Genomic DNA, 22432 nt, shown 5'->3' on the forward strand with positions numbered 1-22432 from the left:
TTCGATGGGTTGTAGGAGTCAAGTGGCGATCTCCGCAATGGTTCCGGAGGCATCGGTTCGACGTGCTTGCTGCTGCCGTCGCCGATCTTGAACGAGTGCGCGAGCAGTCCTCCGGGGGCAGCACGCGGTAGATCTCGGCAAAGGCGACGGGGAGGTCGTCGGCCGGTGTGTGAACCAGTACATTCCAGGCGACCGCGCCGGCAAGGTGGTTGTCGGCGCAGGTCGAGGTTGAGCAGGCTGCCGACCTCGAATCGAAGGTCGGGGTACTGAGCCCACGCCCACCCGTGAGTCCTACGACACCGTCGCAACGCTCGGTTCCTCGCTCATGCTGCCCCTCCGTGTCATCGGAGTTCGACCTTGGATTAGGCGTCGGCGATCGCAGCCGACCCGCAGCTGCGGAGGTCGGCGTAGAGTTCTTCATGCGGCCTTCTGTTGCGGGGGTTCTCATGCTTGAGGTGTCTTCGGGTGCCACGTCCAGGCATCGGTGGCGCGTCGTTGCCGTTGTTGTGGTGGTGGCTGCCGTTCTGGGGTTCCTCGCCTGGCGGGCGATCCGCGGCGATCTGCCGTCGGACGTGGAACAGGCCGAGTACGTCGCGAGTCTCGAGGCGACGGTCCTGCCCGTGGTCGAGGACCTGCAGGTCGAGTACGTCATGGACGAGCCCGATTGTGCCAACCTCACCTACCCCCGCGGTGACTTCATCGACGGCGACCCGGAGTACTGCGGCGGATCCAGCGGCGACCCGGCCCCCTTCGACGACATCGCGGGGGCGGACCACGCCCGAGTTACTGCCGCTCTAGAGGAGTCGGCTACGCCGATCGACCGCGTGGGAGGGAACTTCACCAGTCGCGACCTCCGCTACGCCGTCTTCACGTCAACGCATGGTGCGCCGTTCGCCACGTCGTGGGAACTGCTCTACGACCCCGACGACCTGTACCCGAAGACGGCCACCGACCTGGTCGCGTACACCCCGGTCCCCGGCGAGGCCGGCTGGTGGTTTGCGTGCTGCGCAGACTGACTGCGAGCCGGCTCGCAGTCCAAGCATCGCGGTGTGGATTCGATCTGTGATCCTGGTGTCGGCCCACCACTGCTCATCCCGCGGCGGATCTTCCCGAGAGTTCGGGGACGTACTTGTAGATCGTGGACCGGCTGACGCCGAGCAGCTTGGCGATCGAGGTCACCGAGTGCTCCGGCTGGGCCAGCAGCGTGCGCGCCGAGCGGACCTGCTCGGGTGTCATCGCCGGCGGTCGACCGAGTTTGACGCCGCGGGCCCTGGCCGAGGCCAGTCCCTCGTGGGTGCCTTCGACAATCAACTCGCGGATGAACTCGGCGAGCGCGGCGAAGATGTGAAACACCAGCCGGCCGCCGGGGGTGGTGGGTGTCGATCGCCTCGTGCAGCGATCGGAACCCGATACCGCGCCGCCGCAGGTCGATGACCAACGTGACCAGGTCATGTAGCGATCGGGCCAGCCTGTCGAGTCTCGGTACGACGAGGGTGTCGCCTGCGCGCAGGTGCGCCAGGCACGCGATCAGGTCAAGGCGGTCGGCGTCGCGGCCGGACTGCTTGTCCGCGAACACCTTGAGGCAGCCAACCTCGTTCAGAGCGTGCAACTGCCGGCCGAGCAGCTGGCCGTTCGTCGACACCCTGGCGTACCCGATCCGGGCCCCGTCAGCACCGCGGGCTCGGCCGCGAGCAGCTCAGGCACGTCGCCGGGGACACTCGCGGAGATCGTCATGACTCGCGACTGTACGAGAAAGGGAAGGCGCCACGTACTCGACTATCGGGATATCGACGGTGTCAAACGCCGTGACCGGTAAGACCAAGTCGCGATGGGACACGGTGGAGGCCATCGCGTGGGTGCTGGGCGGTCCGGACGCCGTGGCCGAATGTGAGCGGCGGTGGAAGACGGCTCACGGCGAAGGCCCTGGCTCGGCCTCAGGCCCGCCGAGCAAAGGCTGCCGCTATGGCTGGGCTTGCGTTTGGCCCGGCCCGCCTCGTTTCAGGCGCGCGTGCCTGAGCAGGCTGCTCTCGGCACCGCAGGGTTGGCCGGGCGAGCGGCGGTGGTGTCTGGGTTCCCCGGTACTGGGAAGAGTCATTTGGTCGCCGCCTACGCCACCGAGATGTGGGAGGCCGACGTACTGGACCTGGTGGTGTGGGCGCCGGCGGACGACCGTGCCGGTCTCACCACCTTGTACGCGGACGCCGCCGTGCAGCTCGTCGCCTCCGGCAGCCGGCTGTTCGGTGTTTTCGGTGTCATTCGATTTCTACGAAGGCACCAACCAGGTTCAGCGCATCGTCATGGCGAGGGAGCTGCTGAAGGGTCTTGGCTGAGGTCATCCTTGCCGGGGGAAGCGCGCGTTCCGGGCGCGGCTCTACGGTCGGCGGGTGGGGGTGGTGTGCACGTGATAGGTCACGCGCTGGTTGCCGTTCGGAGGCCGGCCACCCGGGTGGGTTGGGACCGCGCGATCTCCGTGGGGTTCGCGGTGGGGTCGGCGTGTTTCCTCATCGGGCCGTTCCCCGGGTTCGTCCAGCTGGTGGGTGCCGCGGCCGACAGTGTGGTCTTCTTCGTCGGCTCCATCTTCTTCACCCTCGCCGCCGCCATGGAACTGCGGGAGGGGACCGTCCGGCGCGGACATCGCTGGGGTCGTGACCCGTCATGGTGGAGTGCGGCGGTTCAGTTCGTCGGCACTCTCCTGTTCAACCTCAGTACGTACTCCGCGATGCAGGACAGCCTGTCGACGCAGCAGGAGAACCGGCTGATCTGGACGCCCGATGTCTTCGGCTCGGCGTGCTTTCTCGTGTCCGGCGCGCTGGCCTACCGGGTCACGGCCGGTCCGGGCCTCCTCCCGAGGCGGATGGATCGGGCAGGTACGGCGGCCGCCGTGAATCTGCTCGGATGCGTGCTGTTCGGGATCTCGGCCATCGCCTCGTTCGTCGTACCGTCCACTGGTTCGATACTCGACCTGGCCGCCGCGAACTGGTGCACTTCACTCGGCGCCCTGTGCTTCCTCATCGGTGCCGTCCTGAGCCTGCCCCCTTCGCATCCAGCCCGCCCGGCCGCGACGACCTAGATCCGCCGGACCGGTTTCCTGTTGTTCACGTGGTTCGGTTTGCGTGGGGCCATGGAGCTGCGGCAGCTGGAGATCTTTCGGGCGATCGCCGAGGAACTGCACTTCGGCCGGGCGGCGGAGCGGATGTTTTTGGCGCAAGCGTCGGTGAGCCAGCAGTTGCAGCGGTTGGAGAGTGATGTTGGCGTACGGCTCGTGGACCGCAGTTCGCGGACGGTACGGCTGACGCCGGCGGGCAAGGTGTTTCTCGCCGAGGCCGAGCGCGTGCTCTCGGCGGCAGACCACGCCGTACATCGGGCCCGTGAGGTCGCGGCAGGCCGGTACGACGCTCTGCGGATCGCCACCAACTACCCGGCCAGCCGGCTGTTGCTGCTCCCGTTGCTCGAGGACCTGCGCGCCCAGAACCCGGGCCTGGCCACGATGCTGCGTGAGATGGGTTCGCCGGAACAGCTCCGGGCGTTGCGTCGCGGTGACCTCGACCTCGCGCTCGTCTACGGGCCGGTCGTCGTTCCGGGGGTCACCAGCGCACACCTGCTCGACGTACCGGTGGTCGCGATCGTCCGGCCGGGACACCCGCTGGCCGGGCGCGAGCGGCTGCGGTACGACGAGGTGCTCAGCTTCCCCAGGATGACCGGATACCAAGGCGGTGGCACGGTGATCGAGGAGGCCCTCGTGGCCACGGCGGCCCGCTACGGAACCGAGTTGCCGCGGACGCCGAGCACCACCGAGCTGTCGGGCTACCTGCTCGAACTGGAGACCAGCGACGCGATCGGCTTCTGCTCGCTGCCGCGTGCGGAGCAGCACCGGGCGAACGGCGTACACGTGCTCCGGCTCGCCCCGGCCGAGCCGAGTCTGCCAATTCACGTGGCCTGGAGCGAGTCAGCCGATGAACCTCTGGTGAACAGCACGGTCGCACAACTCGTCCGCCTGGCCGAGACCGTGCGTAAAGCCTGATCACCGATCGGCCGGACCGATCGGCCGATCACGAATCGGTCGTTGATGGCGGCTCGAGACCCGTCCGAGCATGGGTCCGCGACGCCGCCCCGGGCGTCCCGGATCGAGAGCGGTTCATGGACCTTCATCCCCTCGGCATCATGGCCGGCATGCCCGCCGGCGGCCACGCGAGCAGCGGCTACCTCGTGCGCGACGGCGAGATCACGCTGCAACTCGACGCCGGCCCCGGTACGGCGCTGCGCCTCGGCACCGTCAGCCCGGCGAGCCTGCCCGACGCCGTCGCCATCACCCACCTGCACTCCGACCACGTCTACGACCTGCTGCCGTTGGGCAAACTGCTCCTCCGCCGCCGGATCCGGCGGACCGACGAGAGCGCGGACCTCGAACTCGACGACTCCGTCCCGCGTACGCCGCTGTTCGTTCCCCGCGGAGCCACCAGCTTGCTCGAGTCGCTGGCCGGGCTCTTCCCGGTGACCACCCATCCGTTGCTCGATCGCGCCTTCGATGTCGCCTTCGCCATCCATGAGTACGAGCCCGGCGAGACAGTTGCCGTCGGCCACCTCTCGGTCCGGTTCGAGCTGCTGCGCCACGCCGCCCCGAACTGCGGTATCCGGGTCGAGTCCGAACGGGCAAGCCTGGTCTACACCGGCGACACCGGAGTCACCGACGCTCTCCCGGTCCTTGCCACAGGCACCGGACTCTTGCTGAGCGAGAGCACGCTGAGGGAATCCGACCGCAGCGGCCACGGGCACCTCAGCTCGCGTGATGCGGGCCGGGCCGCGGCCGACGCCGGGGCCGCCGAACTCGTCCTCACCCATTTCTCCTCGACCGATCCACTCCAACTCGAGTGGCACCGCGAACGTGCCGCCGGCGAGTTCGGGGGACCGGTCCGGATCGCCGATCCCGGTCACCGCATTCCCGTCGTACCGACTCGAAAGGTCTCCGCATGAAGCGCCTTCACACCGTGTCCGCCGCAGTCCTCGCGGCCGGCACGCTGCTCGGCCTGATCGCCTGCTCGCCGGCGGAGCAGTCCGGCTCGGCCGATGGCGGCCACACCACCATCACTTTCACGTCGTACAACTACGGAACCCAGGGCGCGGCAGGTACCGGCACCCAGGCTCTGCTGGACCGCTTCGCGCAACTGCACCCCGAGATCACGGTGAAGCCGCAGGGTGTGGCGACGGCCGACGTCCTCACCAAGACCAAGGCCGCCGTCGCGGCCGGGGCGGCACCGGACGTGGTGCAGATCGGGTACAGCAAGCTCGCCGAAGCGTTCGAGACCCTGCCCACGCAGTCACTGAAGTCCGTGGCCGGCAACGACTGGGACTCGTCGGTCAAAGGCATCGAGCAAGGCTTCCTCACGACCGGGACCTCCGACGGTGAGGTCCGTGCGCTGCCGTACACCGTCTCGGTGCCGACCCTGTTCTACAACGCCGATCTGTTCAAGAGCGCGGGCCTGGATCCGACGCACCCGCCGACCACGATCGATGAGGTCCGCACCGGCGCCAAGGCGATCGTCGCCGCTGGTCACCACGGTGTGTACTTCGGGATCGTCGACCCGGGCAAGTCGGACTACCTCACCCAGTCGGTGATCGACTCGGCCGGTGGCTCGCTGATCGGCGCGAACGGTTCGGTGGCGCTCGACTCCGACCAGGCCGTCGCGGGGCTCGAAGCCGTCCAGGGCCTGACCACCTCGGGGCTCCAGCCCGCCGTCCGGGTGGAGGACGCGCTGAGCGACTTCGCGAAGGGCAACCTCGGCATGTTCGTCGTCAGTACGGCGCTGTCCGGTCAGCTCGAGGCGGCGGCCAAGGGCAAGTTCGAGCTGCGCAGCACCGGGTTCCCGGCGTTCGGCCCGTCGGCCCCGCGACCGACCTTCTCCGGTGCCGGCCTGATCGTGCTCAGCAAGGACTCCGCGAAGCAGGCGGCGGCGTGGCAGTTCGTCAAGTTCCTCACCAGCAAGGAGGGATACACGATGATCACCAAGGACCTCGGCTACCTGCCGCTGCGCGCCGACATCGTGGCCGACCCGCAGTACCTGGGCAAGTACTTCGAGGACCACCAGCTGCTGCTTCCGCCGCTGAAACAGCTCGCCGCGGTCAGCCCGTACCAATCGTTCTCCGGACCGCGGGCCAACCAGGCGGTGGTGATGATGCAGGACGACGCGATCGAGCCGATCGTGTTGCGCGGGGCAAACGTCCGCTCCACCCTCGGCACGACGGCCGGCCGGATCCGCGACCTGGTCGGTCAGTGAGCACTCAGGCGACCACTCGTACGACCGCGCGCAGCGGGTGGGGCTACCTCGCCCCGCTGCTCGTCGCGCTCGGGGTGTGGATCTACGGGCCGGCGCTGGTCACCCTCGCACTGAGTTTCGCCGACTGGCGTCTCACCGACGCCCCGAGCTGGTCCGGACTCGACAACCTGCGCGCCCTGCTCGGCGACCGCGACTTCGTTCGCTCCGCGGTGCAGACCGTGCTCTACGCGCTCGGGCTGTTGCCTTTCGCAACGGCCGTACCGCTCGGCATCGCGACCATGTTGTGGATGCGTCCCGGGCGCTCCGCGCTGGTCTACCGATCGCTGCTCTTCCTTCCGGTCATGATCGCCCCCGTCTCCGCGGCCGTGGCGTGGCGCTTCCTCCTCAATCCGCTGCAAGGCCTGCTGGCCAGGGTGCTCGAAGCGGTGGGCATTCCGCCGGTCGACCTCCTGGGCTCCCCGTCGACCGCACTGCTCACGATCGTCGTGATCACGGCCGCCCGGGTGACGGCGTTCAACATGCTCCTGTACGGCGCTGCGCTGTCGGGGCTCGACCGGCGGCTGCTCGAAGCGGCCCGACTCGAACGGGCGAGCACGTGGGAGACCATGCGGTTCGTCGTCCTGCCACAGCTGGTCCGGCCGACCATCGTGCTTGCTCTGCTCAGCCTGGTATTGGCCGGCCAATGGACCTTCACGAACGTCGCGGTGCTCACCCAGGGCGGCCCCGACCACACGACGGACTCCGTGTACTACCGCATCTACACGCTCGGCTTCGGCTTCTTCCAGATCGGCCAGGCCTCGGCGGCCGCGATGCTCGTTCTGGTCGCGCTCGCCGTCGTCGGCGCAGCCGTGCTGCTGGTCCAACGAGGACGCCGGCATGAGTGACCTGCGCCGGACCACACGCCGAACCGTTCCGCTCGCCGCGGCCGGGTGGCACCTCGTACTTGTCACGCTGTCCCTGGTGACGGTGTTCCCACTGCTGTGGGCGATCCTGACGTCGTTCAAGCCCGCGAACGAGGTGTTCGACCTCGCTCCGGTCAGCGCTCATCCGACGATCGCCAACTACACCGACGTCCTGACCCGCTGGCCGGCCGCCGAGCTGGTCGGACGCACTGCGGTGATGGCGACCGGCGTCGCCGTCGGGCAACTGGTGATCGCCGTACTCGCGGCCTTCGCGCTCGCCCACGCGCGGCGGCGGGCGCGCTCGGTCGTACTCCTGCTCACGACGGTCTCGCTCGCGATCCCACCACAGGCGCTGATCGTTCCGCAGTTCCTGCTCGCGGCTCGGCTCGGCTGGCTGAACACCGAGGCGGGACTCATCGTTCCGCAGCTCGGTTCGTCGGCGCTCGCCGTTCTGGTGATGCTGCAGCACGTGGAAGCGCTGCCGCCGTCGCTGACCGCTGCCGCGCGGCTGGAGGGCGCCCGCCCCCACGAGGTGCTGTGGCACGTGGTGCTGCCTGGCCTGCGGCCGGCGATTGCCGCGCTCGGCATCCTGGTGTTCATCACCACCTGGAACGAGTACCTGTGGCCGTTGCTCATCACTCCCGACGCGCTGCACACCACCGTGCAGGTCGGACTCGCCCAGTTCGAGACGGCCGAGGGCATCAACTACGGCGGCCTGCTCGCCGCCGCCACCCTGACGAGTCTGCCCATCGTCGTCGTGTACTTCGCCGCCTCGCGCCGGATCACCGACGCCTTCCTCACCTCAGGACTGCGATGACCATTCTCTCGTCCCCGCCCCGGCCGACGTTCGTCCCGGCCCAGGTCGAACTCGCCGGCGTGACCCGGTCCTTCGGCGCTGTCGTCGCTCTGGACGGCGTCGACCTCACCGTCCCGGCCGGCTCCCTGACGGTGATCGTCGGGCCGTCCGGATGCGGCAAGTCGACAATCCTGCGGACGATCGCGGGTCTCGAGGCTCCGGACCGCGGCGTACTGCTGATCGGAGCCGACGAGGTGACCACACGGTCCCCCGGCGAGCGTGACGTGGCGATGGTGTTCCAGGACTACGCCCTGTTTCCGCACATGACCGTCGAGGGCAACATCTCGTTCGGGCTCCGCCTCCAGGCCCGGCACGACCGGCGGTCAGGGCCGACGCGGCAGCAGATCCGTACCCGGGTCGGCGAAGTCGCCGTACTCCTCGGGCTCGACGACCTGCTGGCCCGGCGTCCGGCCCAACTCAGCGGCGGTCAGCGCCAGCGCGTAGCGCTCGCGCGGGCCATCGTGCGCCGGCCCTCACTCCTGCTGCTCGACGAGCCCTTGTCCGCGCTCGATCCGCAACTGCGCGCGTCGGCCCGCAGCGAGATCACCCGCCTGCACAGGGAACTGGGTACGACGCTCGTCCTCGTCACGCACGACCAGCAGGAAGCGCTCTCGATGGCGACCCACCTCGTCGTGATGGAACGCGGTGTCGTCGCGCAGAGTGGGAGCCCGGACGAGCTCTACCGGCGTCCGGCCAGCGAGTTCGTCGCCGCGTTCCTCGGCTTCCCGCCGATGAACCTGCACGACCGGGACGGCCTGCGGATCGGCTGGCGGCCCACCGACGGTCAGCTGGAGTCCGGACCGGCCGATGCGTTGCTGATCGAAGGCGTCGTCGAGTCGTGCGAGTACACCGGCGACGGGCAGCACGTGCGGTGCACCGGACCGGACGGCGGATTCGCGCTCGTGCAGCGCGAGGGCGAGCGGTGGCTCGTGCCCGGCGACACCGCGCACGTCGCGGTTCCGACCGAACGCCTGCACCGCTTCGGCCCCGACGGCACTCGACTGCCATGAGCGGTACGACGGTGGGCGTCGTGTGGTCCGACTTCGGCGGCGTACTGACGCCACCTGTGGCGCAGGCCGCAGAACAGGTCGCCGCCGCGAGCGGTGTCCCGTGGCCCGAGCTGGCCGCGGCCGCCGAGCAGGTGGCGGGCCGACTCGGCCTGCGCGGACTGGGCCCGCTCGAACTGGGAATTCTGTCCCAGCGCGAGTGGGCCGACCAGCTCACCACGTGCCTGTCGACGACGCCGCGCATCGACCTGCGTCGCTGGGACGAGTATTGGTACGCCGATCGGCCGGTCGGCCAGGCTCTCCTCGACGAACTGCAGCGCATCGCCGGTCACGGCGTACCGGTCGGACTCCTCACCAACAGCGTCGCCGAGTGGGAACCCCATCGCGCCCGCATGCTGGCCGGACAGGACGTCTTCACCGCGGCGGTGAAATCCCACGAGATCCAGCTAGCCAAACCGGACCCCGCGATCTTCCGGTACGCCGACACCGTCCTGCCGGCACCGGACGGGCAGCGCACACTACTCATCGACGACGACCCCGCCAACTGTGCGGCCGCCGAACACCACGGGTGGCTGACCATCCACCACCACTCGACTCCCGACACGATCGCGCAACTCAGACGGCTGCGATTCACAACAGCCAGCACCTCCTGCTGGCCGTAGCCCCTGCGAGACTGCCAGGGAGCGTGCATCCGGGTCGCTATCCGGGGTACTGGCAATGCCGTGAACGACGACGGACTTCTGGACCTCGCTCAGCGGCTGGCGAAGACGCTCACTCCTGGCGACCTCGACCACACGCTGAGTCGCATCACGGCCGCCGCGGTCGAATCGTTGCCGGACACCGACTACGCGAGCATCACGATCCTGCACAGCGACGGCCAGCTGGAGACGGCTGCGCCGACCGACGACCTGCTGTGGGGTCTCGACGCTGCGCAGTACGAACTGCGTGAAGGTCCGTGCTACGACGCCGCGGCGGACGCTGTTCATGTCGCGGCGCCTGACCTGGCTCACGACGAGCGATTTCCGCGCTACGCGGTCAGCGCGGTGGCCGCGGGGATCCAGGCACAGGCGGCGATCCGTCTGTTCGATGCTCCGCAGTCGCGTGGCGCACTGAATCTGTACGCGCGCAAGCTCGGTGCGTTCAGCGATCTCGGGTCGATCGGTGAGCTGTTCCGGCACCAGGCGGCGATGGCGATCGACTACGCCCGCGAGATCCACAATCTGCGCGAGGCCGTCCGGACCCGTGGCCGGATCGGTACGGCGGTCGGCATCGTGATGGAGCGCTATCACCTGCGCGACGATCGCGCCTTCGCGTTCCTGGCCCGCTTGTCCCAGGACGGCAATGTGAAGCTGCGCGACGTGGCCGAACGGCTCATCGCCACCACCAACCGATGACCATCACGGCGCGAGGTCGTCGCGGCGCCGTTCGAGCCAGGGAAGTACGAGCTCGAGCGTCAACTCGACGGCCTCGTCCGAGTTGAAGCCGCGTTCCTTGAGGGCGAAGAACGCCGGCGGCCCGATGAATGATGCCACGACCGCCATCGACCGTTCGTCCGACGACAGCTGGCCGAGCGCGGCGAGCATCAGGCGCTCGACGTCGGCGTAGTACCGGTCGACGCCGCCGCCCCAGGCCCGGATCAGTTCCGGCTCTCGCTCGTACACCCGCCACCAGGGCTGGCTCCGCTCGTAGAAAGCCGCCAGTTCGCGGGCCAGCCGCTCGATGCGCTCTCGAATGCCGCCGAGACCGTCGAAGATCGCCGCCGTCGGGATCCGGAGCTCGGCGAGCATGGCGTCGAAGGTCGCTCGGGCCAGGTCGTCCTGCTGCGGGAAGTGGTTTCGCACCGTGGCCGGGGCGACGTCCGCCGCCTGGGCGATCGCGAGGTTGGACGCGGCGCCCAGGCCGCGCTCGCGATAGATCTCGAGCGCCGCGGCGACGATCCGTGCTCGGGTTTCGGCCTTCGGGGTGGCCCGTCGGCCGAGGTTGTAGGAACGAGGCATCCGATGGTCCTTGCCCATTCTATTGACTGTTGGTGGCAGACAAATAATACTCGCTCCTTGGGACGCAGGTTCACCTTCGGCGAGGGAGGTCGAGCATGGACGCCGCGGAGGGTCGGGACACGGGGCGTCTGGCCGTCGCCGTGGGCGTCGTTGCCGCCGGCAGCGCGGTGTTGCTCGGGACGTACTTCGTCGTGGGCGGTCCGTTCGGCGCGATCAACGACATCGGCAACGCTGCGACCGGCGTTCTGAGTGCCTGCCTTGCCTGGAAGCTCCGGCGGCACGTTGCGGGCCGCACCGGCGGCCTCGCCGTCGGCGGGGCGCTCATCGGTGCGCCGATCACGGTGGCCGGGTCAGCGCTCGTGGTGTCCGATACGACCGGGTTCTTCCTCGCCGGGCTCGTGTCGAGCCTGGGTTTCGCCGGAATCGGGGCGTGGCTCGTGACCTTCAACCGGAGCAACCCTCAAGCCGGCGCGTGGCCTCGAGGACTCCGCTCGCTGGGCGTTCTCGCCGGTGCGCTGATGACCCTCGGCGTCGTCGCGGCGCCTGGGATTCTCCTCCGTTTCGACGATATGGCGACCGCACCCGGCTGGATCTGGATCGCACAGCTCGGCTGGCTCGGGATCTACCTCGCCTATCCCGCCTGGGCAATCCGGTTCGGCATCGTCGAGGCCCGCCAAGTCCGCGAACCCCTTCCGCCAGCGGGGCCCGGCTCATCGGCGACGCCGTCGAGACCCACGCGGACCTGACGCCTCGGACAGAAGCCCGCCACAGCGAACTCGCCCGCCAGCCCCTGACGCGAAACAACGCGGTCCGCTCGGGCGGGCTACCTTCTCGGCTCGTACCGCATAGCCACTGCCCCCCGCGTCGGACATCCCGCCGCCAGAAATTCTTACGGCTCCCGCCGGCAAACGGCCGCCGGTGTTGCTGTGCACCGGGGTGCGCGGCCCGAGCTCGGCTGACCGTTCAGGTCATTCGCTCGGGCGGGAGGCTGCGCCCCAGACGAAGCAGAATTCGTTGCCTTCGGGGTCTCGCATGCATTGCCAGAGGCCGCCGTCGTAGATGTCGTCGGCTCGGGAGGCGCCCAGTTTCAGGGCGCGGTCGATGGCGTCGTTGCGGGTGTCGGGTGGGACGTACAGGTCGAGGTGCTGGCGGTTCTTGACCTGCTTGGTCTCAGGGACCCGGACGAAGTCGAGGCGGACGGCGGCGCCGTGCAGCTCGATGACGCCGTCCTCGGCCGGGCGCAGTTCGCCTCCGAGCAGTGACTGCCAGAAGCGTGCGAGCGCATCCGGTTCCGATGCGTCGAAGGCCACCGCGTCGATCACCGGCACAGGTGAGGACGAGGTACTGCGGTCCGCGTCGGTGCTCGGTCGATCGGTCATGTGCCCTCCTTGGTTCACTGCTGCCAACCGGCTGGATACTACGTCGGCTTCCGCGTGGGTCGTGGGCGGAGCTGGTCGCGACCGTCGAGTAGCGCGAGAGTGGCGCGGGCGGCCGACGTGGAGGCGCGGGTGGTCGCGCGGGGTCCGGCGCCGAAGCGGCCGTCGAGGAGAAGGGTCGCGTGGCCATGAGCGGTCGCCTCGACAGCGGCGGCCAGGGCTTCCGCCGCGAGTTTGTCCGGGGTGAAGGCCTTCACCGAGTCCAGGAACACTTCTTCGATCGGCTGTTCGGCAGCCGCGATCTCGGGCTGACGGGCCTTGTCCAAGTTCGAGCCGAACTCGGTCGAGAACAACAGCTGGAACAACGCCTCGTGAGAAGAGGCGAAGCGGACGTACGCCCGCGCGATGGCCGCGAGCCGGTCGGCCGGTGAGGCCGACCGTGCGAGTCTCGGCTCCAGTTCGTCGCGGAACAGTTCGAGGGCGTGGACGCACACCGCGGCGAGCAGGTCGGCGCGGCCGGCGAAGTGTGCGTACGGCGCGCTGACGGCGACCCCCAGCCGACGGCTGGACTCCGCGAGAGAGAAGGCCGCGACGCCGCGCTCGGTGATGAGCTCGATCGCGTCGTCGATCAGTGCCGCCCTGAGACTCCCGTGGTGGTAGGACGGCCGACTCATGCGGTCACCGGATAGCTGACCTCGGTGAGCTGCTCGGACAATGTCCACAGCCGCTTAGCTGCCTCGCGGTCGTACGACGAAGGGCTCGTCCGGACCCGGCCCGGCGAGCCGACGTACTGGAACCAACCGTCCGGCCCGTAGCACTCGCCTCCACGCGCGGACAGGTCGGTAGCCGCGCGGAGCTGCGGCAACGCGCCTTGCTGGGCGTCTTGGGCGAGCCAGAAGTTGACTGGTCGCAGGGCTCGCCCGATCAGGACTCGTTCCAGTCTCGAGCTCGTTCGCCACAGGCCGGTGCGGGCGTTGCCTGGGTGCGCGGCCAGCGAGGCGGTCGTAGCTCCGGCGGCATCCAGGCGGCGCCGCAGTTCGTAGGCGAACAAGAGGTTTGCCAGCTTCGAGCGCTCGTACGCCGTACCAGGCTTGTACTCCTGCTCTGGATCCAGGTCGAGGCGTCCACGACGGTGGGCGTTGCTGGTGACGGTGACGACCCGCGATCCGGCTGTCCGCAACAGGTGTGTGAGCAACAGCCCGGTGAGCGCGAAATGCCCGAGATGGTTGGTGCCGAACGTGAGCTCGAAGCCGTCCTCGGTGCGCTGGAACGGTACATTCATCACACCGGCGTTGTTGATCAGCAGATCCAGCCGCGGACAGGTCGAACGGATGATCTCGGCGGCCTCGCGAACCGACCCCAGCGAGGCCAGGTCGAGTTCCACGACACGTGCCCCACGGATCGCCGCCGCCCCCTTCGCGGTGTCGCGGCAAGCGAGCACGACCATCGCACCACGCGCCGCCAGCACTCTCGCCGTCTCCAGACCCAGCCCCGCACTCGCGCCGGTCACCACGGCGATCCGCCCGGACTGATCGGGTACGTCGGCTGCCGTCCATCGAGCCATGATCTGAGCATAACTCAGAATCTGAATACCTTTAAGTTGTTCGACACTTGATGGGCCCGTCGTAGTAATTGAGCTGCGCGAGCTGCTGCTGCAGCGACTTCACGGCGGTCGACGGGACCACAACGGGAGTGTTCGCCGGCGTGATGTAGCAGAAAAGGGCTTGAGCTGGTGTGCACTCCAGGTTCTAACGTCGGGACATGGATTACAGAAACCTCGGAGCAACCGGGCTGAAGGTCAGCGAACTGTGTCTCGGCGCGATGATGTTCGGCGGGCAGACGGACGAGCAGGACAGCGCGGAGATCCTGAACAAGTTCACGGACGCGGGCGGAACGTTCATCGACACCGCCGATGTGTACGGCGCCGGCAGGTCGGAGGAAGTGCTCGGCGGCTGGCTGAAGACGCAGCGGCGGGAGGACCTCGTCATCGCGACCAAGGTCTGGGGCCCGATGGGATCGCAGCCGAACGAACGCGGCCTGTCCCGCAAGCACATCCTCGACGCTGTCGACGCGAGCCTGCGCCGTCTCGGGACGGACTACATCGACCTCTACCAGCTGCATCGGTGGGACGACAGCACGCCGCTCACCGAGACGCTGTCGACCCTCGACACCCTGGTGCGGTCCGGCAAGGTCCGCTACATCGGAGCCAGCAACTTCCACGCGTGGCACCTGCAGAAGGCGATCGAGCTGTGCCGGCAGAACGGCTGGGAGTCCTTCGCCAGTCTGCAGCCGCTCTACACCCTGCTCGACCGGAGTCCGGAGTGGGAACTGCTTCCGGTCTGCCGGAACGAAGGTCTTGGTGTGATCACCTGGTCCCCGCTGCGGTCAGGTTGGTTGTCGGGCGCCTTCCGGCGTGGCATGACGGCGCCGCCCCAGGGCAGCAAGGCCTCCGGGCCCGGAACGCATTCCTGGGACCGGTACGCCAACGACCACACCTGGGGTGTGATCGACGCGCTGGAGGCGGTCGCGAAGGACGCCGGACGGACGATGCCGCAGGTGGCCGTCCGCTGGCTGCTGCAGCAACCCGGGGTGACCGCGCCCATCATCGGTCCGCGGCTGCCGAGGTACCTCGACGATCTCTTGGGCGCGGTCGGATGGTCGCTGACGCCGGAGCAGCTGGAACAGCTGGACACCGCCAGCGCGCCGGAACTGCCCTATCCCTACTTCCTCTGAGCGAACTCAGCGGCTTCGCGGGCGTCCGCCGTACGGTAGTAGTTGAGCTTGTCGTCCAGGACGCCGAGCGCGAGGTTCATCTTCGCGATCTCGTCGCGCAGCCGGTCACGGTGACTCTCCAGCAGCTCGACCACGCCCGCGTTGCCGTTCGTGCGGTTCCGCAGGCTGCCCATGAACCGCTGCAGGTCGGTGATCCCCAGGCCGGCTTGGCGCAGGCAGATGAGCAGCCGCAGCCAGGCCACGTCGTGCTCGCTGTAGATCCGCTTGCCCCCGGTCGTACGCCGTACCGGACCGAAGAGGCCGAGGCGTTCGTAGTAGCGCAGGGTGTCCAGGCTGAGGCCGGTGCGCTCGGACGCCTCGGCCGGTGCGTATGACGTCATGCGCCCCATCATCTGATCTGGAGTGCACTCCAGGTCAAGCCATCACTTGTGTCGGTGCGCGGTGATGACGGCGGCGATCGCCCCGAGGGACAGGATGGCGGCGAAGCCGATCATCGCGGGCTGGAGGGCGGCGTGGCGGATCACGACGCTGAATGCGATCGACGGCAGCCCCATGCCGAGGTAGGCGAGGACGAAGAACGTCGCCAGCACGCCCGCACGTGAGGCCGGGGCTGCCGCGCCGACGGTTTGGGCGACCGCGCTCTTGAAGAGCAGGCCGGCGCCGCCACCGCTCAAGGCCGCCGCGACGAGCACCAGCCAGAGCATCGGGTGGTAGAGCGAGACCGCGGTGAGGGCAAGGCCGACCGGGAAGCTGATAGTCCCGGTCACGAGCGCCACGGACTGGCTCGCGCGGAGCAGAGCGAGTTGTGCGAGGGCCGAGGCCGCGAACGCCGTGAACGGCGCCAGCCCCGCGATGAAGTACGACGTGATGCCGAGCTGACCGCGAACGATGATCGCGCCGAGCGACGAGAACAACCCCATCACCGCGAAGGCGAAGAACCCCACCGCGGCCGCGGATCCGAAGGCCGCACCCCGGCCGGGACGCAGTGCGAACCGGGCCGGCCGATCGTTGCCTCTGGCCTCGATGTCCACCGTCTCCGGCGTCGACAGGACGAGCAGGAGCAGCACGATCATCAGCGCGCCGAAGATCGTGTACGACGTCCGCAGCGGAGCCGGTGCCCATTGCGCGAGCGCACCGGCCACCAGGGGACCGAGTGCGAGGCCCCCCAGATTCGACGCGGTCGCCACCAACGCCGGCAGGGACGACCGAGGCTCGTCGGGGTGAACGGCGTCATGGAGGTCGGTCAGATACACGGTCGCCGTGGACGCCATCAGTCCGACCGCGACGCCCGTGAGCACGCGGCCCACCAGCAAGCCCGGCAGGCCGGGCCAGATCGCGAGTACGGCGGCCGACAGGATGCCGGTGAGCAGCGCGGGGACGATGATGCGCCGACGGCCGAGCCGGTCGGAGAGATGGCCGAGTAGGTGGAAGGCCGCCGCGGCGCCGACCACCAGCACCGCGAAGGCGACGGTGACCGTGGTGGCACCGAAGTGGTCGCGGTCCTGGTAGATCGGCCAGAGCGGCGTCGGAACGGTCCCGAACGCCATCAGGGTCAGGAACGCCGCGGCGACGAACCAGAATCCGGTCAGGTGCCGGGCTCTCGTCGTACGGGCGATCGTTGGTGCGGCGGTGGTAGTCATCGCGGGCGTGGCCTCTCTGGAGGGACATCGGTCTACTGAGACCGAACAGGGCCGTGCTGCCCGGGCATACCAGCTCTGGTGAGACAGTTCTAGATGAATTCCATCTCTGAGAGAGATACAGTCGAGAGATGGAGTTTCGGCATCTGCGCCACTTCGTCGCGCTCGCGGAGGAGCGGAGCTTCACCCGGGCGGCGGAGCGCGAGCACATCGTGCAGTCCGGTCTATCCACGTCGATCCGGGCGCTGGAGAAGGAAGTCGGTGCGCCGCTCTTCGTGCGCGGCACTCGTCCGGTCCGGCTGACGGCCGAGGGACTCGCGATGCTGCCGGCGGCGCGCCTGGCCTTGGAGGCGGCAGTCAACGCGCGGCAGGCCGTGCAGGACACGCAGGGGGTGCTGGCCGGCGAACTGCGCATTGGTGCCCTGCAGACTGCCGGGCACACGCTGCCGGTCTCGTCCTGGTTGGCCGCGTTCGCTGTTGATCACCCGTCGGTGCGGATCCGTGTGCAGCAGTTGCCGGCGCTGGCGATGGTGGAGATGGTTGCCGACGGCCACCTTGACTGTGCGCTGGTGTCACTCGTGTCGGATCGAGTCACCGGTCTCGAGGTCGTTCCGCTCGTTGTCGAGCCGTTGGTGCTCGCCTGTACTCCGACGCATCCGCTCAGCTCGGCGGACGCCGTCAAGCTGACCGATCTCGCCGCCGAGCGCTTCGTCGAAACGCCTCCCCAGTGGGCGATTCGTCAGGTGCTCGACACTGCCTTCGACGAGGCGGGCATCGAGCGCGACGTCGTGTGCGAGGTGAACGAGTGGACGATGCTGCTCGACCTCGTCTCGGCCGGCGTCGGCATCGCCCTCATCCCCGAAGGCCTGGCCCTCGACACCTCCGCCGTACGCCTGGTCTCGCTAGCCGGCCGCGGCCTCCGCCGCCGAGTGGACCTGGTTCTCCCCACCGGCCCAGCCGCCTCCCCAGCCGCCCGCCGCTTCCGCGACTACGTCGTCGCTCGCCCGGAACCGCGTCGATAGCCTCGGAAGGGTCGCCCCACGCCGCCCTTGGGCCGGATCATGGGTGGCTGGGAGCTCCGGCGGCCTGGTTCAGGAGGTGGTCGGGCCAGGTGGGGTTGGTGTTTTGGGCTATGGGGTAGCCGGAGGCGTACGGACCCTCCCAGTGAACAGTGATGCCGGGGTTGTGGATGTTGGTGCCGTCGGGGAGGAACAGGTGGGGGCTGCCTTGGATGGCGTCGGTAGTGGCGACGGCGTGGTCGGCCATGACAGTGGCTCGGGCGCGGCCGTCGTCGAGGGCCGCTGCGAGTGCGGTGACGTCGATCGAGCCGACCTCCTTGGCGACGTCGAGGATCACCTGCCGGTGCCCGATCGAGCGCGACTCCCGCCAGAAGGCGCAACGCAACGTGTAGTCGAGATCCTCCGACTCGCATAGACCCTGTTCCTTCGCCGCGTGCACAGCTTCGGCCGCGAGCAGCACGGTCGACGGATAGGCCCAGTCAGGCTGCGTCCACAGCCGGAACCCGAGCTCCGGCGCCACCTGACCGAGACCGACGGCCTCGCTGTCGGTGCCCGGCCTCGAGTGCGGACCGTTGAACAACTCGAGCGCGAACGTGTGGTGATCGAGGTGCACGTGGCCGTCGAGGCCGAGCCGCTCCCGCGCCGCCCGGAGCCGATGAACGGCCACGAACGCGAACGGACACAGCAAATCCGACCAGACCTGGATCGTCCCCGGCCCGGGAACCGGCGCGATCATTCGTCCTCCACATGGTCGGCCCCGGCCGGGTTGTTGGTGAAGCGCTCAGGCTTGAGCAGAACCGCCGTACGCCGGTCTGCGACCATCTCGCGGTCGTACTCGTCGAGATCCGGATGCTGTCCGCCCGCCGCGTGGTAGATGTCGCGCAGCAGCAGCCGCAACTGCTCCGCGTCGAGACCGGGCAGCGAGTCATCAGGCCCGGCCAGCTCGACCGGCCCGCTGACTCCGATCCACCGCCAGCCCGCCCGGAACACGAGCGTCGCGTTCGGATCCCGGCGCAGATAGGTGAGCTTGGCCGTCCGGCCGCGCGCGACCAGGGCGACGACCGGCTCACCGGTGAGTGGATGCGGCAGGACACCGGCATTCACGACCGAGACAGCCGGCTCCCCGGACCGGCGACGGGTGACGAGCACGGCCAGCCAGTAGTCCTGGCTGCCGAGCTCCTTGATCAGCTCGAGTCCTGCACGGGCATCCATGCCCGCGACCTTAACGGACCATGGTCCGGTTCTCAAGGTCAGCGCGGAACCAGCTCCAGCTGGAAGAAGCTGATCGGGTGCTGTCCCGGGAACAACTCGCCGTACAGGATGACGGGGCCGGGCACCGGGCGGCCGGACCCGCAGGCCCGGAGGTCGAGGTTGGTCAGGAGCTCCGGCGAGGGGGTGGCGCGCAACTTACTCACGATCCTTCATCGCTCGCCACGCGCGCGACCGGGCCAGACGGCGTACGGCAGTGTTGCGCCGGACGCGCTGCTTGACCCGCGCCCGCAGTGTCCGCCGGACGGGCTCGCGAACCGGGGCTCGTGACACAGCGGGAGCTCGGGTCACGTGCCGGTTGACCTCCTCGAGGTGGTTGTCGAACACCGCCCGCCACAGGAGCTGCCGTAGCGCCACCTCGTCGGCCGCCGTGGTCCAGCCGGCCACCGACGACGCCCACAACCGTTTCACCTGCGGCCGTAGAGCAACGGCTGGATCGCGGGGTCGGTGTAGTCGGGGCCGTCGGTGGTGGGGTCCGTGCGAGCCAGGGTGTCGTTCGAGTGACTGGCGCCGGGGCGCCAGCGGTTGGTGGTGGGTTGGAGGTGGATGGCCAGCGAGCGGCGGGGCGCCGTACCGCGGTTGGCGGAGCTGCCGTGGACGGTGCGGCAGTGGTGGAAGCTGACCTGGCCGCGGCGCATCCGGGGTACGACGGGAGTCGGGTCGAAGCCCTGCGCGACGATCGAGGCCTCGAGCGCATCGGCGTCCTGGGAGAAGAAGTCGAGGCCGGTGATGTCCCAGCGATGGCTGCCGGGCAGGAACGACACCGCGCCGTTGACCTCGTCGACGTCGTGGAACCCGACCCACGCGGTGAGCATGTCGTCCGACGTACACGACTGCCAGTACTGCCGGTCCGTGTGCCACCCCACGCGCGCCGACCCGCCCACCGGCTTCCTGAGCAGTTGGTCGTGCCACAGCCGGATCCCGTCCGCGCCGGACAGCGCGGCGGCCGTCGCACCGATCGCCGGGTGCCGGACCAGCGCCGCAAGTTCGTCGACGCGGAGCGAGGAGTAGTCGTTCTTCCGCAGTACGTCGCCGTCCGACGGCTGCCAGCCGCGCGTCGCCGGCACGGCGGGGAGGGAGTGGTCGTGGTCGCCGGCGTAGAAGCGCTCCATGCCGCGATCGGCCGCGTCGAGTACGTCGGATGGCACGATCACCGGCGAGATCCAGTAGCCGTGCTCACGATAGAAGGCGATGTCGTCAGGCCCGGGAAGTTCAGTCATGCCGGCAACCGTAGGAAAGCGGGAGGTTCGCCGCGTTGCCGTTGTTCAGTCAACTGGACACAATCTTCAGGTGTCTCTGACCCAGCCTCGTGGGCTGCGCGCGGGCTTTCACGCCGACGTACACGACCCTGTCAGCGGTCTCGTGCACGCTGGCGAGCAGTGGGTCCCGGAGCAGTTCCTCATCGAGCCACACCAGCATCCGGTGTGGGAGATTTACCTGCAGTTGCACGGCGTGACGCGCTGGGTGGCCGGTGACGCGAGCTACCTCCTTCAGCCCGGCCACCTGTTCGCCGTACCTCCGGGTCTCGTACATCACCTGGCCGGTCGTTCGGGCAATCACCACTTCTACTTCGCCGCCATCGACCTCGATCCCGTCGTACGACGCCAGCCCGCGCTGACCCTGGATTGGCCCACAACCGTCGTGCATCGCGAGGCGGGAGAGGTCGCGCACGCCTTCGCGCAACTCGTCCGGGAACTCACCACCCGCTACGAGTACAACGACACCGGGCTGGCGCTGGCGGTCGACCACCTGGTGCTGTCGGTCGCGCGGGCGATGGCGCCGACCGCCGCACCACAACTGGCGATGCATCCGGCTGTGCGGACCGTGAAACGCCTGCTGGAGCAGGAGTTTCACGAACACTGGACGCTCCGCCGACTCGCTGACCGGGTCGGCCTCGCGCCGTCCTACCTGGCCGAGCTGTTCGCCGACCACCTCGGCCAGCCGCCGCACCGCTACCTCAACGAGCGCCGCATCGACCGCGCCCGGCAGCTCCTGGAGTCCAGCGACCTGACCATCACCGCGCTGGCCCTCTCTCTTGGCTTCAGCTCGAGCCAGCACTTCGCCCGGGTCTTCCGCCAGCTGACCAACACCACCCCGAGCGCCTACCGCTCAGCGCGCGAGTGACTCCAGCAGCGCGAGCACGGCGGTCCACCCTTGCCGGAGTGCGGCCTCGTTGCCCGCGCGAGTGCCGCCGAGCGAGATGACTCTACGCGTCACCGGCTGCACCTCTTTCGTCCCCATCGGCAGGTACGGCGCTCCGCTGACACCGTGACCGGCCTGCGGGTAGATCAAGGCGCGGTGCGGGAAGCGGTTGTGGGCGTCATCGAGCTCCAGCGCGATCCGTGGCGCCGCCGTCATCGACGGCCAGAGCTGGTCGTCCGATCCGGCGATCGCGAGCACCGGGCCGCTGACATGGTCGACCGGGATCCGGGTGTCGTACTGCAGTTCCCTGCCACCCAGGGTCCACGCCGCGCCGCCGATCTCGGGGAACGACCCGACCACCACGTCGGTCGGCGCGTAGAGGACTGCACCGTGCACCAGGTCGGGGAAGTGCTCGCTCAGCAACAGCGCCGCCTCGGTGCCACGGGACGCGCTCAGCGCGATCAGGTGTGCTGGGTCCACTCCCGGCTGCCGGGCCAGCCAGCGGGCCGCGGTCGCGAAGTACTCCAGCGGGATGTCGCGAAGGTCCTGCGGCAACCCCGGTGCGTGGAAGTAGGCGATCGCGAGGATGGGATACCCGTGCGAGGCCAGCAAGGCCGCGACGGGCTTGACGCCCAGCCCACCTTCCGACCCACCGAAGACGAGGACGGCGGGATGCTTGGGGGCATCGCGTGGTGGAGCGAGGTACACCCCGCTCACCTTGTCGGCCGCCAGAGTGAGGGTCTTGGTCGTGACACCGGCCACCAGCCACTGCCTGGTCAGCCGGACGCCGGCAAGTGTCTTGCCCTTCTGGAGAACCTGGATTTCGACGTGCTCGACCGGGCGGCCGTCCTCGGCCGGCGGAGCGTAGGCCTGGAGGTCCGGGTCGCCGTCCGGTGGGTTCATCGACCAGAACAGGCCCATCCCGTCGACGCCCTGATAGCTGCCGCCGGTCGGGCCGGCCCGGTCGAGATCGATCGCGCCGTGGTCGTCGGCCGTGAAGGTCGCCTCGGCTCGCCAGTTCTTGCCGTCGCGATCGGGAGCCTGTGCGCTGAGCTTCACGCCGGCGTGCGGCTGGAGTCCGCTGACCGCCAGATGGACAGGTTGATCGGCCAGCGCGGTCACGTGGTCGACCTGGATCGTCGCGTGGTCGGTCGAGTCCGACGTACACCCGCTCGCCAGCAGGCAGGCGGCCGTGGCCAGGAGCATCACGCGACGGAGCATG

26 protein-coding genes and 1 pseudogene are annotated in these 22432 nt (G+C 69.0%); 14 read left to right on the plus strand and 13 right to left on the minus strand.

Translation table 11 applies throughout. From position 1 onward, the window contains the following. Positions 1-512 precede the first annotated feature (512 nt). On the plus strand, positions 513-1016 hold the full coding sequence (locus ACIBG5_RS14030; RefSeq protein WP_396391917.1) for a hypothetical protein: 504 nt from the start codon (positions 513-515) through the stop codon (positions 1014-1016). 73 nt (positions 1017-1089) lie between these two features. Here the strand turns inward: ACIBG5_RS14030 and ACIBG5_RS14035 are convergent. After that, positions 1090-1657, minus strand: a pseudogene (locus ACIBG5_RS14035) (recombinase family protein). A gap of 738 nt (positions 1658-2395) precedes the next feature. On the opposite strand from ACIBG5_RS14035, the gene ACIBG5_RS14040 reads away from it, so the two are divergent. From ACIBG5_RS14040 to ACIBG5_RS14080, 9 genes are all read left to right on the plus strand, one after another. Then, a complete protein-coding gene (locus tag ACIBG5_RS14040; RefSeq protein WP_396391919.1) occupies positions 2396-3070 on the plus strand; it encodes a hypothetical protein in 675 nt (224 codons plus the stop codon). A 51-nt stretch (positions 3071-3121) separates the two neighbouring features. Continuing rightward, a complete protein-coding gene (locus tag ACIBG5_RS14045; protein WP_396391920.1) occupies positions 3122-4021 on the plus strand; it encodes a LysR family transcriptional regulator in 900 nt (299 codons plus the stop codon). Between the two features lie 116 nt (positions 4022-4137). After that, complete coding sequence (locus ACIBG5_RS14050; RefSeq protein WP_396391921.1) at positions 4138-4971, plus strand: MBL fold metallo-hydrolase; 834 nt, start codon at positions 4138-4140, stop codon at positions 4969-4971. Then, a complete protein-coding gene (locus tag ACIBG5_RS14055; protein ID WP_396391922.1) occupies positions 4968-6272 on the plus strand; it encodes an extracellular solute-binding protein in 1305 nt (434 codons plus the stop codon). Before ACIBG5_RS14050 ends, ACIBG5_RS14055 begins: the two co-directional genes overlap by 4 nt. Next, the gene (locus ACIBG5_RS14060) at positions 6269-7156 is read left to right on the plus strand and encodes a carbohydrate ABC transporter permease (RefSeq protein ID WP_396391923.1); all 888 of its coding nucleotides are present in this window, start codon (positions 6269-6271) and stop codon (positions 7154-7156) included. Before ACIBG5_RS14055 ends, ACIBG5_RS14060 begins: the two co-directional genes overlap by 4 nt. Beyond that, a complete protein-coding gene (locus ACIBG5_RS14065) occupies positions 7149-7991 on the plus strand; it encodes a carbohydrate ABC transporter permease (RefSeq protein ID WP_396391924.1) in 843 nt (280 codons plus the stop codon). Before ACIBG5_RS14060 ends, ACIBG5_RS14065 begins: the two co-directional genes overlap by 8 nt. After that, positions 7988-9040: an ABC transporter ATP-binding protein gene (locus ACIBG5_RS14070; protein ID WP_396391925.1), complete on the plus strand. Its 1053-nt coding sequence runs from the start codon at positions 7988-7990 to the stop codon at positions 9038-9040. Before ACIBG5_RS14065 ends, ACIBG5_RS14070 begins: the two co-directional genes overlap by 4 nt. Then, positions 9037-9699 carry an HAD-IA family hydrolase gene (locus ACIBG5_RS14075; RefSeq protein ID WP_396391926.1) on the plus strand — a complete coding sequence of 221 codons (663 nt, stop codon included), beginning with the start codon at positions 9037-9039 and terminating at the stop codon, positions 9697-9699. Before ACIBG5_RS14070 ends, ACIBG5_RS14075 begins: the two co-directional genes overlap by 4 nt. A gap of 60 nt (positions 9700-9759) precedes the next feature. Next, positions 9760-10431: an ANTAR domain-containing protein gene (locus tag ACIBG5_RS14080; RefSeq protein WP_396391927.1), complete on the plus strand. Its 672-nt coding sequence runs from the start codon at positions 9760-9762 to the stop codon at positions 10429-10431. Between the two features lie 3 nt (positions 10432-10434). Here the strand turns inward: ACIBG5_RS14080 and ACIBG5_RS14085 are convergent, their stop codons facing one another. Beyond that, positions 10435-11034, minus strand: coding sequence for a TetR/AcrR family transcriptional regulator (locus ACIBG5_RS14085; protein ID WP_396391928.1), 600 nt, complete (start codon positions 11032-11034; stop codon positions 10435-10437). Between the two features lie 95 nt (positions 11035-11129). Between ACIBG5_RS14085 and ACIBG5_RS14090 the strand changes: the two genes are divergently transcribed. Further along, entirely contained in the window at positions 11130-11780 is a 651-nt protein-coding gene (locus ACIBG5_RS14090; RefSeq protein ID WP_396391929.1) for a hypothetical protein, read from the plus strand. A gap of 222 nt (positions 11781-12002) precedes the next feature. Here the strand turns inward: ACIBG5_RS14090 and ACIBG5_RS14095 are convergent, their stop codons facing one another. From ACIBG5_RS14095 to ACIBG5_RS14105, 3 genes are read right to left on the minus strand one after another with little or no spacing between them, the layout of a single operon-like run. Further along, entirely contained in the window at positions 12003-12413 is a 411-nt protein-coding gene (locus ACIBG5_RS14095; RefSeq protein WP_396391930.1) for a VOC family protein, read from the minus strand. Positions 12414-12451: 38 nt separating this feature from the next. Further along, positions 12452-13084, minus strand: coding sequence for a TetR/AcrR family transcriptional regulator (locus ACIBG5_RS14100; protein WP_396391931.1), 633 nt, complete (start codon positions 13082-13084; stop codon positions 12452-12454). Beyond that, the gene (locus tag ACIBG5_RS14105; protein ID WP_396391932.1) at positions 13081-13974 is read right to left on the minus strand and encodes an oxidoreductase; all 894 of its coding nucleotides are present in this window, start codon (positions 13972-13974) and stop codon (positions 13081-13083) included. The genes ACIBG5_RS14100 and ACIBG5_RS14105 overlap by 4 nt, the downstream gene beginning before the upstream one ends. Before the next feature lie 197 nt (positions 13975-14171). Between ACIBG5_RS14105 and ACIBG5_RS14110 the strand changes: the two genes are divergently transcribed. Then, the gene (locus ACIBG5_RS14110) at positions 14172-15143 is read left to right on the plus strand and encodes an aldo/keto reductase (protein WP_396391933.1); all 972 of its coding nucleotides are present in this window, start codon (positions 14172-14174) and stop codon (positions 15141-15143) included. Here ACIBG5_RS14110 and ACIBG5_RS14115 read toward each other — a convergent pair. Both ACIBG5_RS14115 and ACIBG5_RS14120 read right to left on the minus strand, forming a co-directional pair. Continuing rightward, the gene (locus ACIBG5_RS14115) at positions 15131-15523 is read right to left on the minus strand and encodes a MerR family transcriptional regulator (RefSeq protein ID WP_396391934.1); all 393 of its coding nucleotides are present in this window, start codon (positions 15521-15523) and stop codon (positions 15131-15133) included. The two genes, ACIBG5_RS14110 and ACIBG5_RS14115, sit on opposite strands and share 13 nt — an antisense overlap. A gap of 42 nt (positions 15524-15565) precedes the next feature. Further along, a complete protein-coding gene (locus tag ACIBG5_RS14120) occupies positions 15566-16783 on the minus strand; it encodes an MFS transporter (RefSeq protein WP_396391935.1) in 1218 nt (405 codons plus the stop codon). Between the two features lie 128 nt (positions 16784-16911). Between ACIBG5_RS14120 and ACIBG5_RS14125 the strand changes: the two genes are divergently transcribed. Further along, complete coding sequence (locus ACIBG5_RS14125) at positions 16912-17802, plus strand: LysR family transcriptional regulator (RefSeq protein ID WP_396391936.1); 891 nt, start codon at positions 16912-16914, stop codon at positions 17800-17802. Between the two features lie 37 nt (positions 17803-17839). Here ACIBG5_RS14125 and ACIBG5_RS14130 read toward each other — a convergent pair whose 3' ends face one another. Genes ACIBG5_RS14130 through ACIBG5_RS14150 form a run of 5 tightly spaced genes read right to left on the minus strand, consistent with a single transcriptional unit; the run spans position 17840 to position 20288 of the window. Then, positions 17840-18535 carry a DsbA family protein gene (locus tag ACIBG5_RS14130; protein ID WP_396391937.1) on the minus strand — a complete coding sequence of 232 codons (696 nt, stop codon included), beginning with the start codon at positions 18533-18535 and terminating at the stop codon, positions 17840-17842. After that, entirely contained in the window at positions 18532-19011 is a 480-nt protein-coding gene (locus ACIBG5_RS14135; protein WP_396391939.1) for a pyridoxamine 5'-phosphate oxidase, read from the minus strand. Before ACIBG5_RS14135 ends, ACIBG5_RS14130 begins: the two co-directional genes overlap by 4 nt. Positions 19012-19049: 38 nt before the next feature. Next, positions 19050-19214, minus strand: a complete 165-nt coding sequence (locus tag ACIBG5_RS14140) for a hypothetical protein (RefSeq protein WP_396391940.1) — start codon at positions 19212-19214, stop codon at positions 19050-19052. Further along, positions 19207-19479, minus strand: a complete 273-nt coding sequence (locus tag ACIBG5_RS14145) for a hypothetical protein (RefSeq protein WP_396391941.1) — start codon at positions 19477-19479, stop codon at positions 19207-19209. The genes ACIBG5_RS14140 and ACIBG5_RS14145 overlap by 8 nt, the downstream gene beginning before the upstream one ends. Next, the gene (locus tag ACIBG5_RS14150; RefSeq protein WP_396391942.1) at positions 19476-20288 is read right to left on the minus strand and encodes a phytanoyl-CoA dioxygenase family protein; all 813 of its coding nucleotides are present in this window, start codon (positions 20286-20288) and stop codon (positions 19476-19478) included. Before ACIBG5_RS14150 ends, ACIBG5_RS14145 begins: the two co-directional genes overlap by 4 nt. 70 nt (positions 20289-20358) lie before the next feature. Here ACIBG5_RS14150 and ACIBG5_RS14155 point away from each other — a divergent pair, with 70 nt between their 5' ends. Next, the gene (locus ACIBG5_RS14155; protein WP_396391943.1) at positions 20359-21192 is read left to right on the plus strand and encodes an AraC family transcriptional regulator; all 834 of its coding nucleotides are present in this window, start codon (positions 20359-20361) and stop codon (positions 21190-21192) included. On the opposite strand, the gene ACIBG5_RS14160 is transcribed toward ACIBG5_RS14155, so the two are convergent. After that, positions 21178-22431, minus strand: a complete 1254-nt coding sequence (locus ACIBG5_RS14160) for an acyl-CoA thioesterase/BAAT N-terminal domain-containing protein (protein ID WP_396391944.1) — start codon at positions 22429-22431, stop codon at positions 21178-21180. The two genes, ACIBG5_RS14155 and ACIBG5_RS14160, sit on opposite strands and share 15 nt — an antisense overlap. Between the last annotated feature and the right edge of the window lies 1 nt (position 22432).

Origin of the sequence: Kribbella sp. NPDC050241 (genome assembly GCF_044459685.1) — a bacterium.
Lineage (GTDB): Bacteria > Actinomycetota > Actinomycetes > Propionibacteriales > Kribbellaceae > Kribbella.

What these genes read in the sequence shown, in the direction of transcription:
- ACIBG5_RS14130 (WP_396391937.1), bottom strand. Translation starts at nt 18,535, where the DNA reads ATGATCGCGCCGGTTCCCGGGCCGGGGACGATCCAGGTCTGGTCGGAT.
- ACIBG5_RS14075 (WP_396391926.1), top strand. Translation starts at nt 9,037, where the DNA reads ATGAGCGGTACGACGGTGGGCGTCGTGTGGTCCGACTTCGGCGGCGTA.
- ACIBG5_RS14135 (WP_396391939.1), bottom strand. Translation starts at nt 19,011, where the DNA reads ATGGATGCCCGTGCAGGACTCGAGCTGATCAAGGAGCTCGGCAGCCAG.
- ACIBG5_RS14100 (WP_396391931.1), bottom strand. Translation starts at nt 13,084, where the DNA reads ATGAGTCGGCCGTCCTACCACCACGGGAGTCTCAGGGCGGCACTGATC.
- ACIBG5_RS14120 (WP_396391935.1), bottom strand. Translation starts at nt 16,783, where the DNA reads ATGACTACCACCGCCGCACCAACGATCGCCCGTACGACGAGAGCCCGG.
- ACIBG5_RS14115 (WP_396391934.1), bottom strand. Translation starts at nt 15,523, where the DNA reads ATGACGTCATACGCACCGGCCGAGGCGTCCGAGCGCACCGGCCTCAGC.
- ACIBG5_RS14090 (WP_396391929.1), top strand. Translation starts at nt 11,130, where the DNA reads ATGGACGCCGCGGAGGGTCGGGACACGGGGCGTCTGGCCGTCGCCGTG.
- ACIBG5_RS14095 (WP_396391930.1), bottom strand. Translation starts at nt 12,413, where the DNA reads ATGACCGATCGACCGAGCACCGACGCGGACCGCAGTACCTCGTCCTCA.
- ACIBG5_RS14065 (WP_396391924.1), top strand. Translation starts at nt 7,149, where the DNA reads ATGAGTGACCTGCGCCGGACCACACGCCGAACCGTTCCGCTCGCCGCG.
- ACIBG5_RS14125 (WP_396391936.1), top strand. Translation starts at nt 16,912, where the DNA reads ATGGAGTTTCGGCATCTGCGCCACTTCGTCGCGCTCGCGGAGGAGCGG.
- ACIBG5_RS14085 (WP_396391928.1), bottom strand. Translation starts at nt 11,034, where the DNA reads ATGCCTCGTTCCTACAACCTCGGCCGACGGGCCACCCCGAAGGCCGAA.
- ACIBG5_RS14160 (WP_396391944.1), bottom strand. Translation starts at nt 22,431, where the DNA reads ATGCTCCGTCGCGTGATGCTCCTGGCCACGGCCGCCTGCCTGCTGGCG.
- ACIBG5_RS14070 (WP_396391925.1), top strand. Translation starts at nt 7,988, where the DNA reads ATGACCATTCTCTCGTCCCCGCCCCGGCCGACGTTCGTCCCGGCCCAG.
- ACIBG5_RS14105 (WP_396391932.1), bottom strand. Translation starts at nt 13,974, where the DNA reads ATGGCTCGATGGACGGCAGCCGACGTACCCGATCAGTCCGGGCGGATC.
- ACIBG5_RS14110 (WP_396391933.1), top strand. Translation starts at nt 14,172, where the DNA reads ATGGATTACAGAAACCTCGGAGCAACCGGGCTGAAGGTCAGCGAACTG.
- ACIBG5_RS14045 (WP_396391920.1), top strand. Translation starts at nt 3,122, where the DNA reads ATGGAGCTGCGGCAGCTGGAGATCTTTCGGGCGATCGCCGAGGAACTG.
- ACIBG5_RS14055 (WP_396391922.1), top strand. Translation starts at nt 4,968, where the DNA reads ATGAAGCGCCTTCACACCGTGTCCGCCGCAGTCCTCGCGGCCGGCACG.
- ACIBG5_RS14150 (WP_396391942.1), bottom strand. Translation starts at nt 20,288, where the DNA reads ATGACTGAACTTCCCGGGCCTGACGACATCGCCTTCTATCGTGAGCAC.
- ACIBG5_RS14050 (WP_396391921.1), top strand. Translation starts at nt 4,138, where the DNA reads ATGGACCTTCATCCCCTCGGCATCATGGCCGGCATGCCCGCCGGCGGC.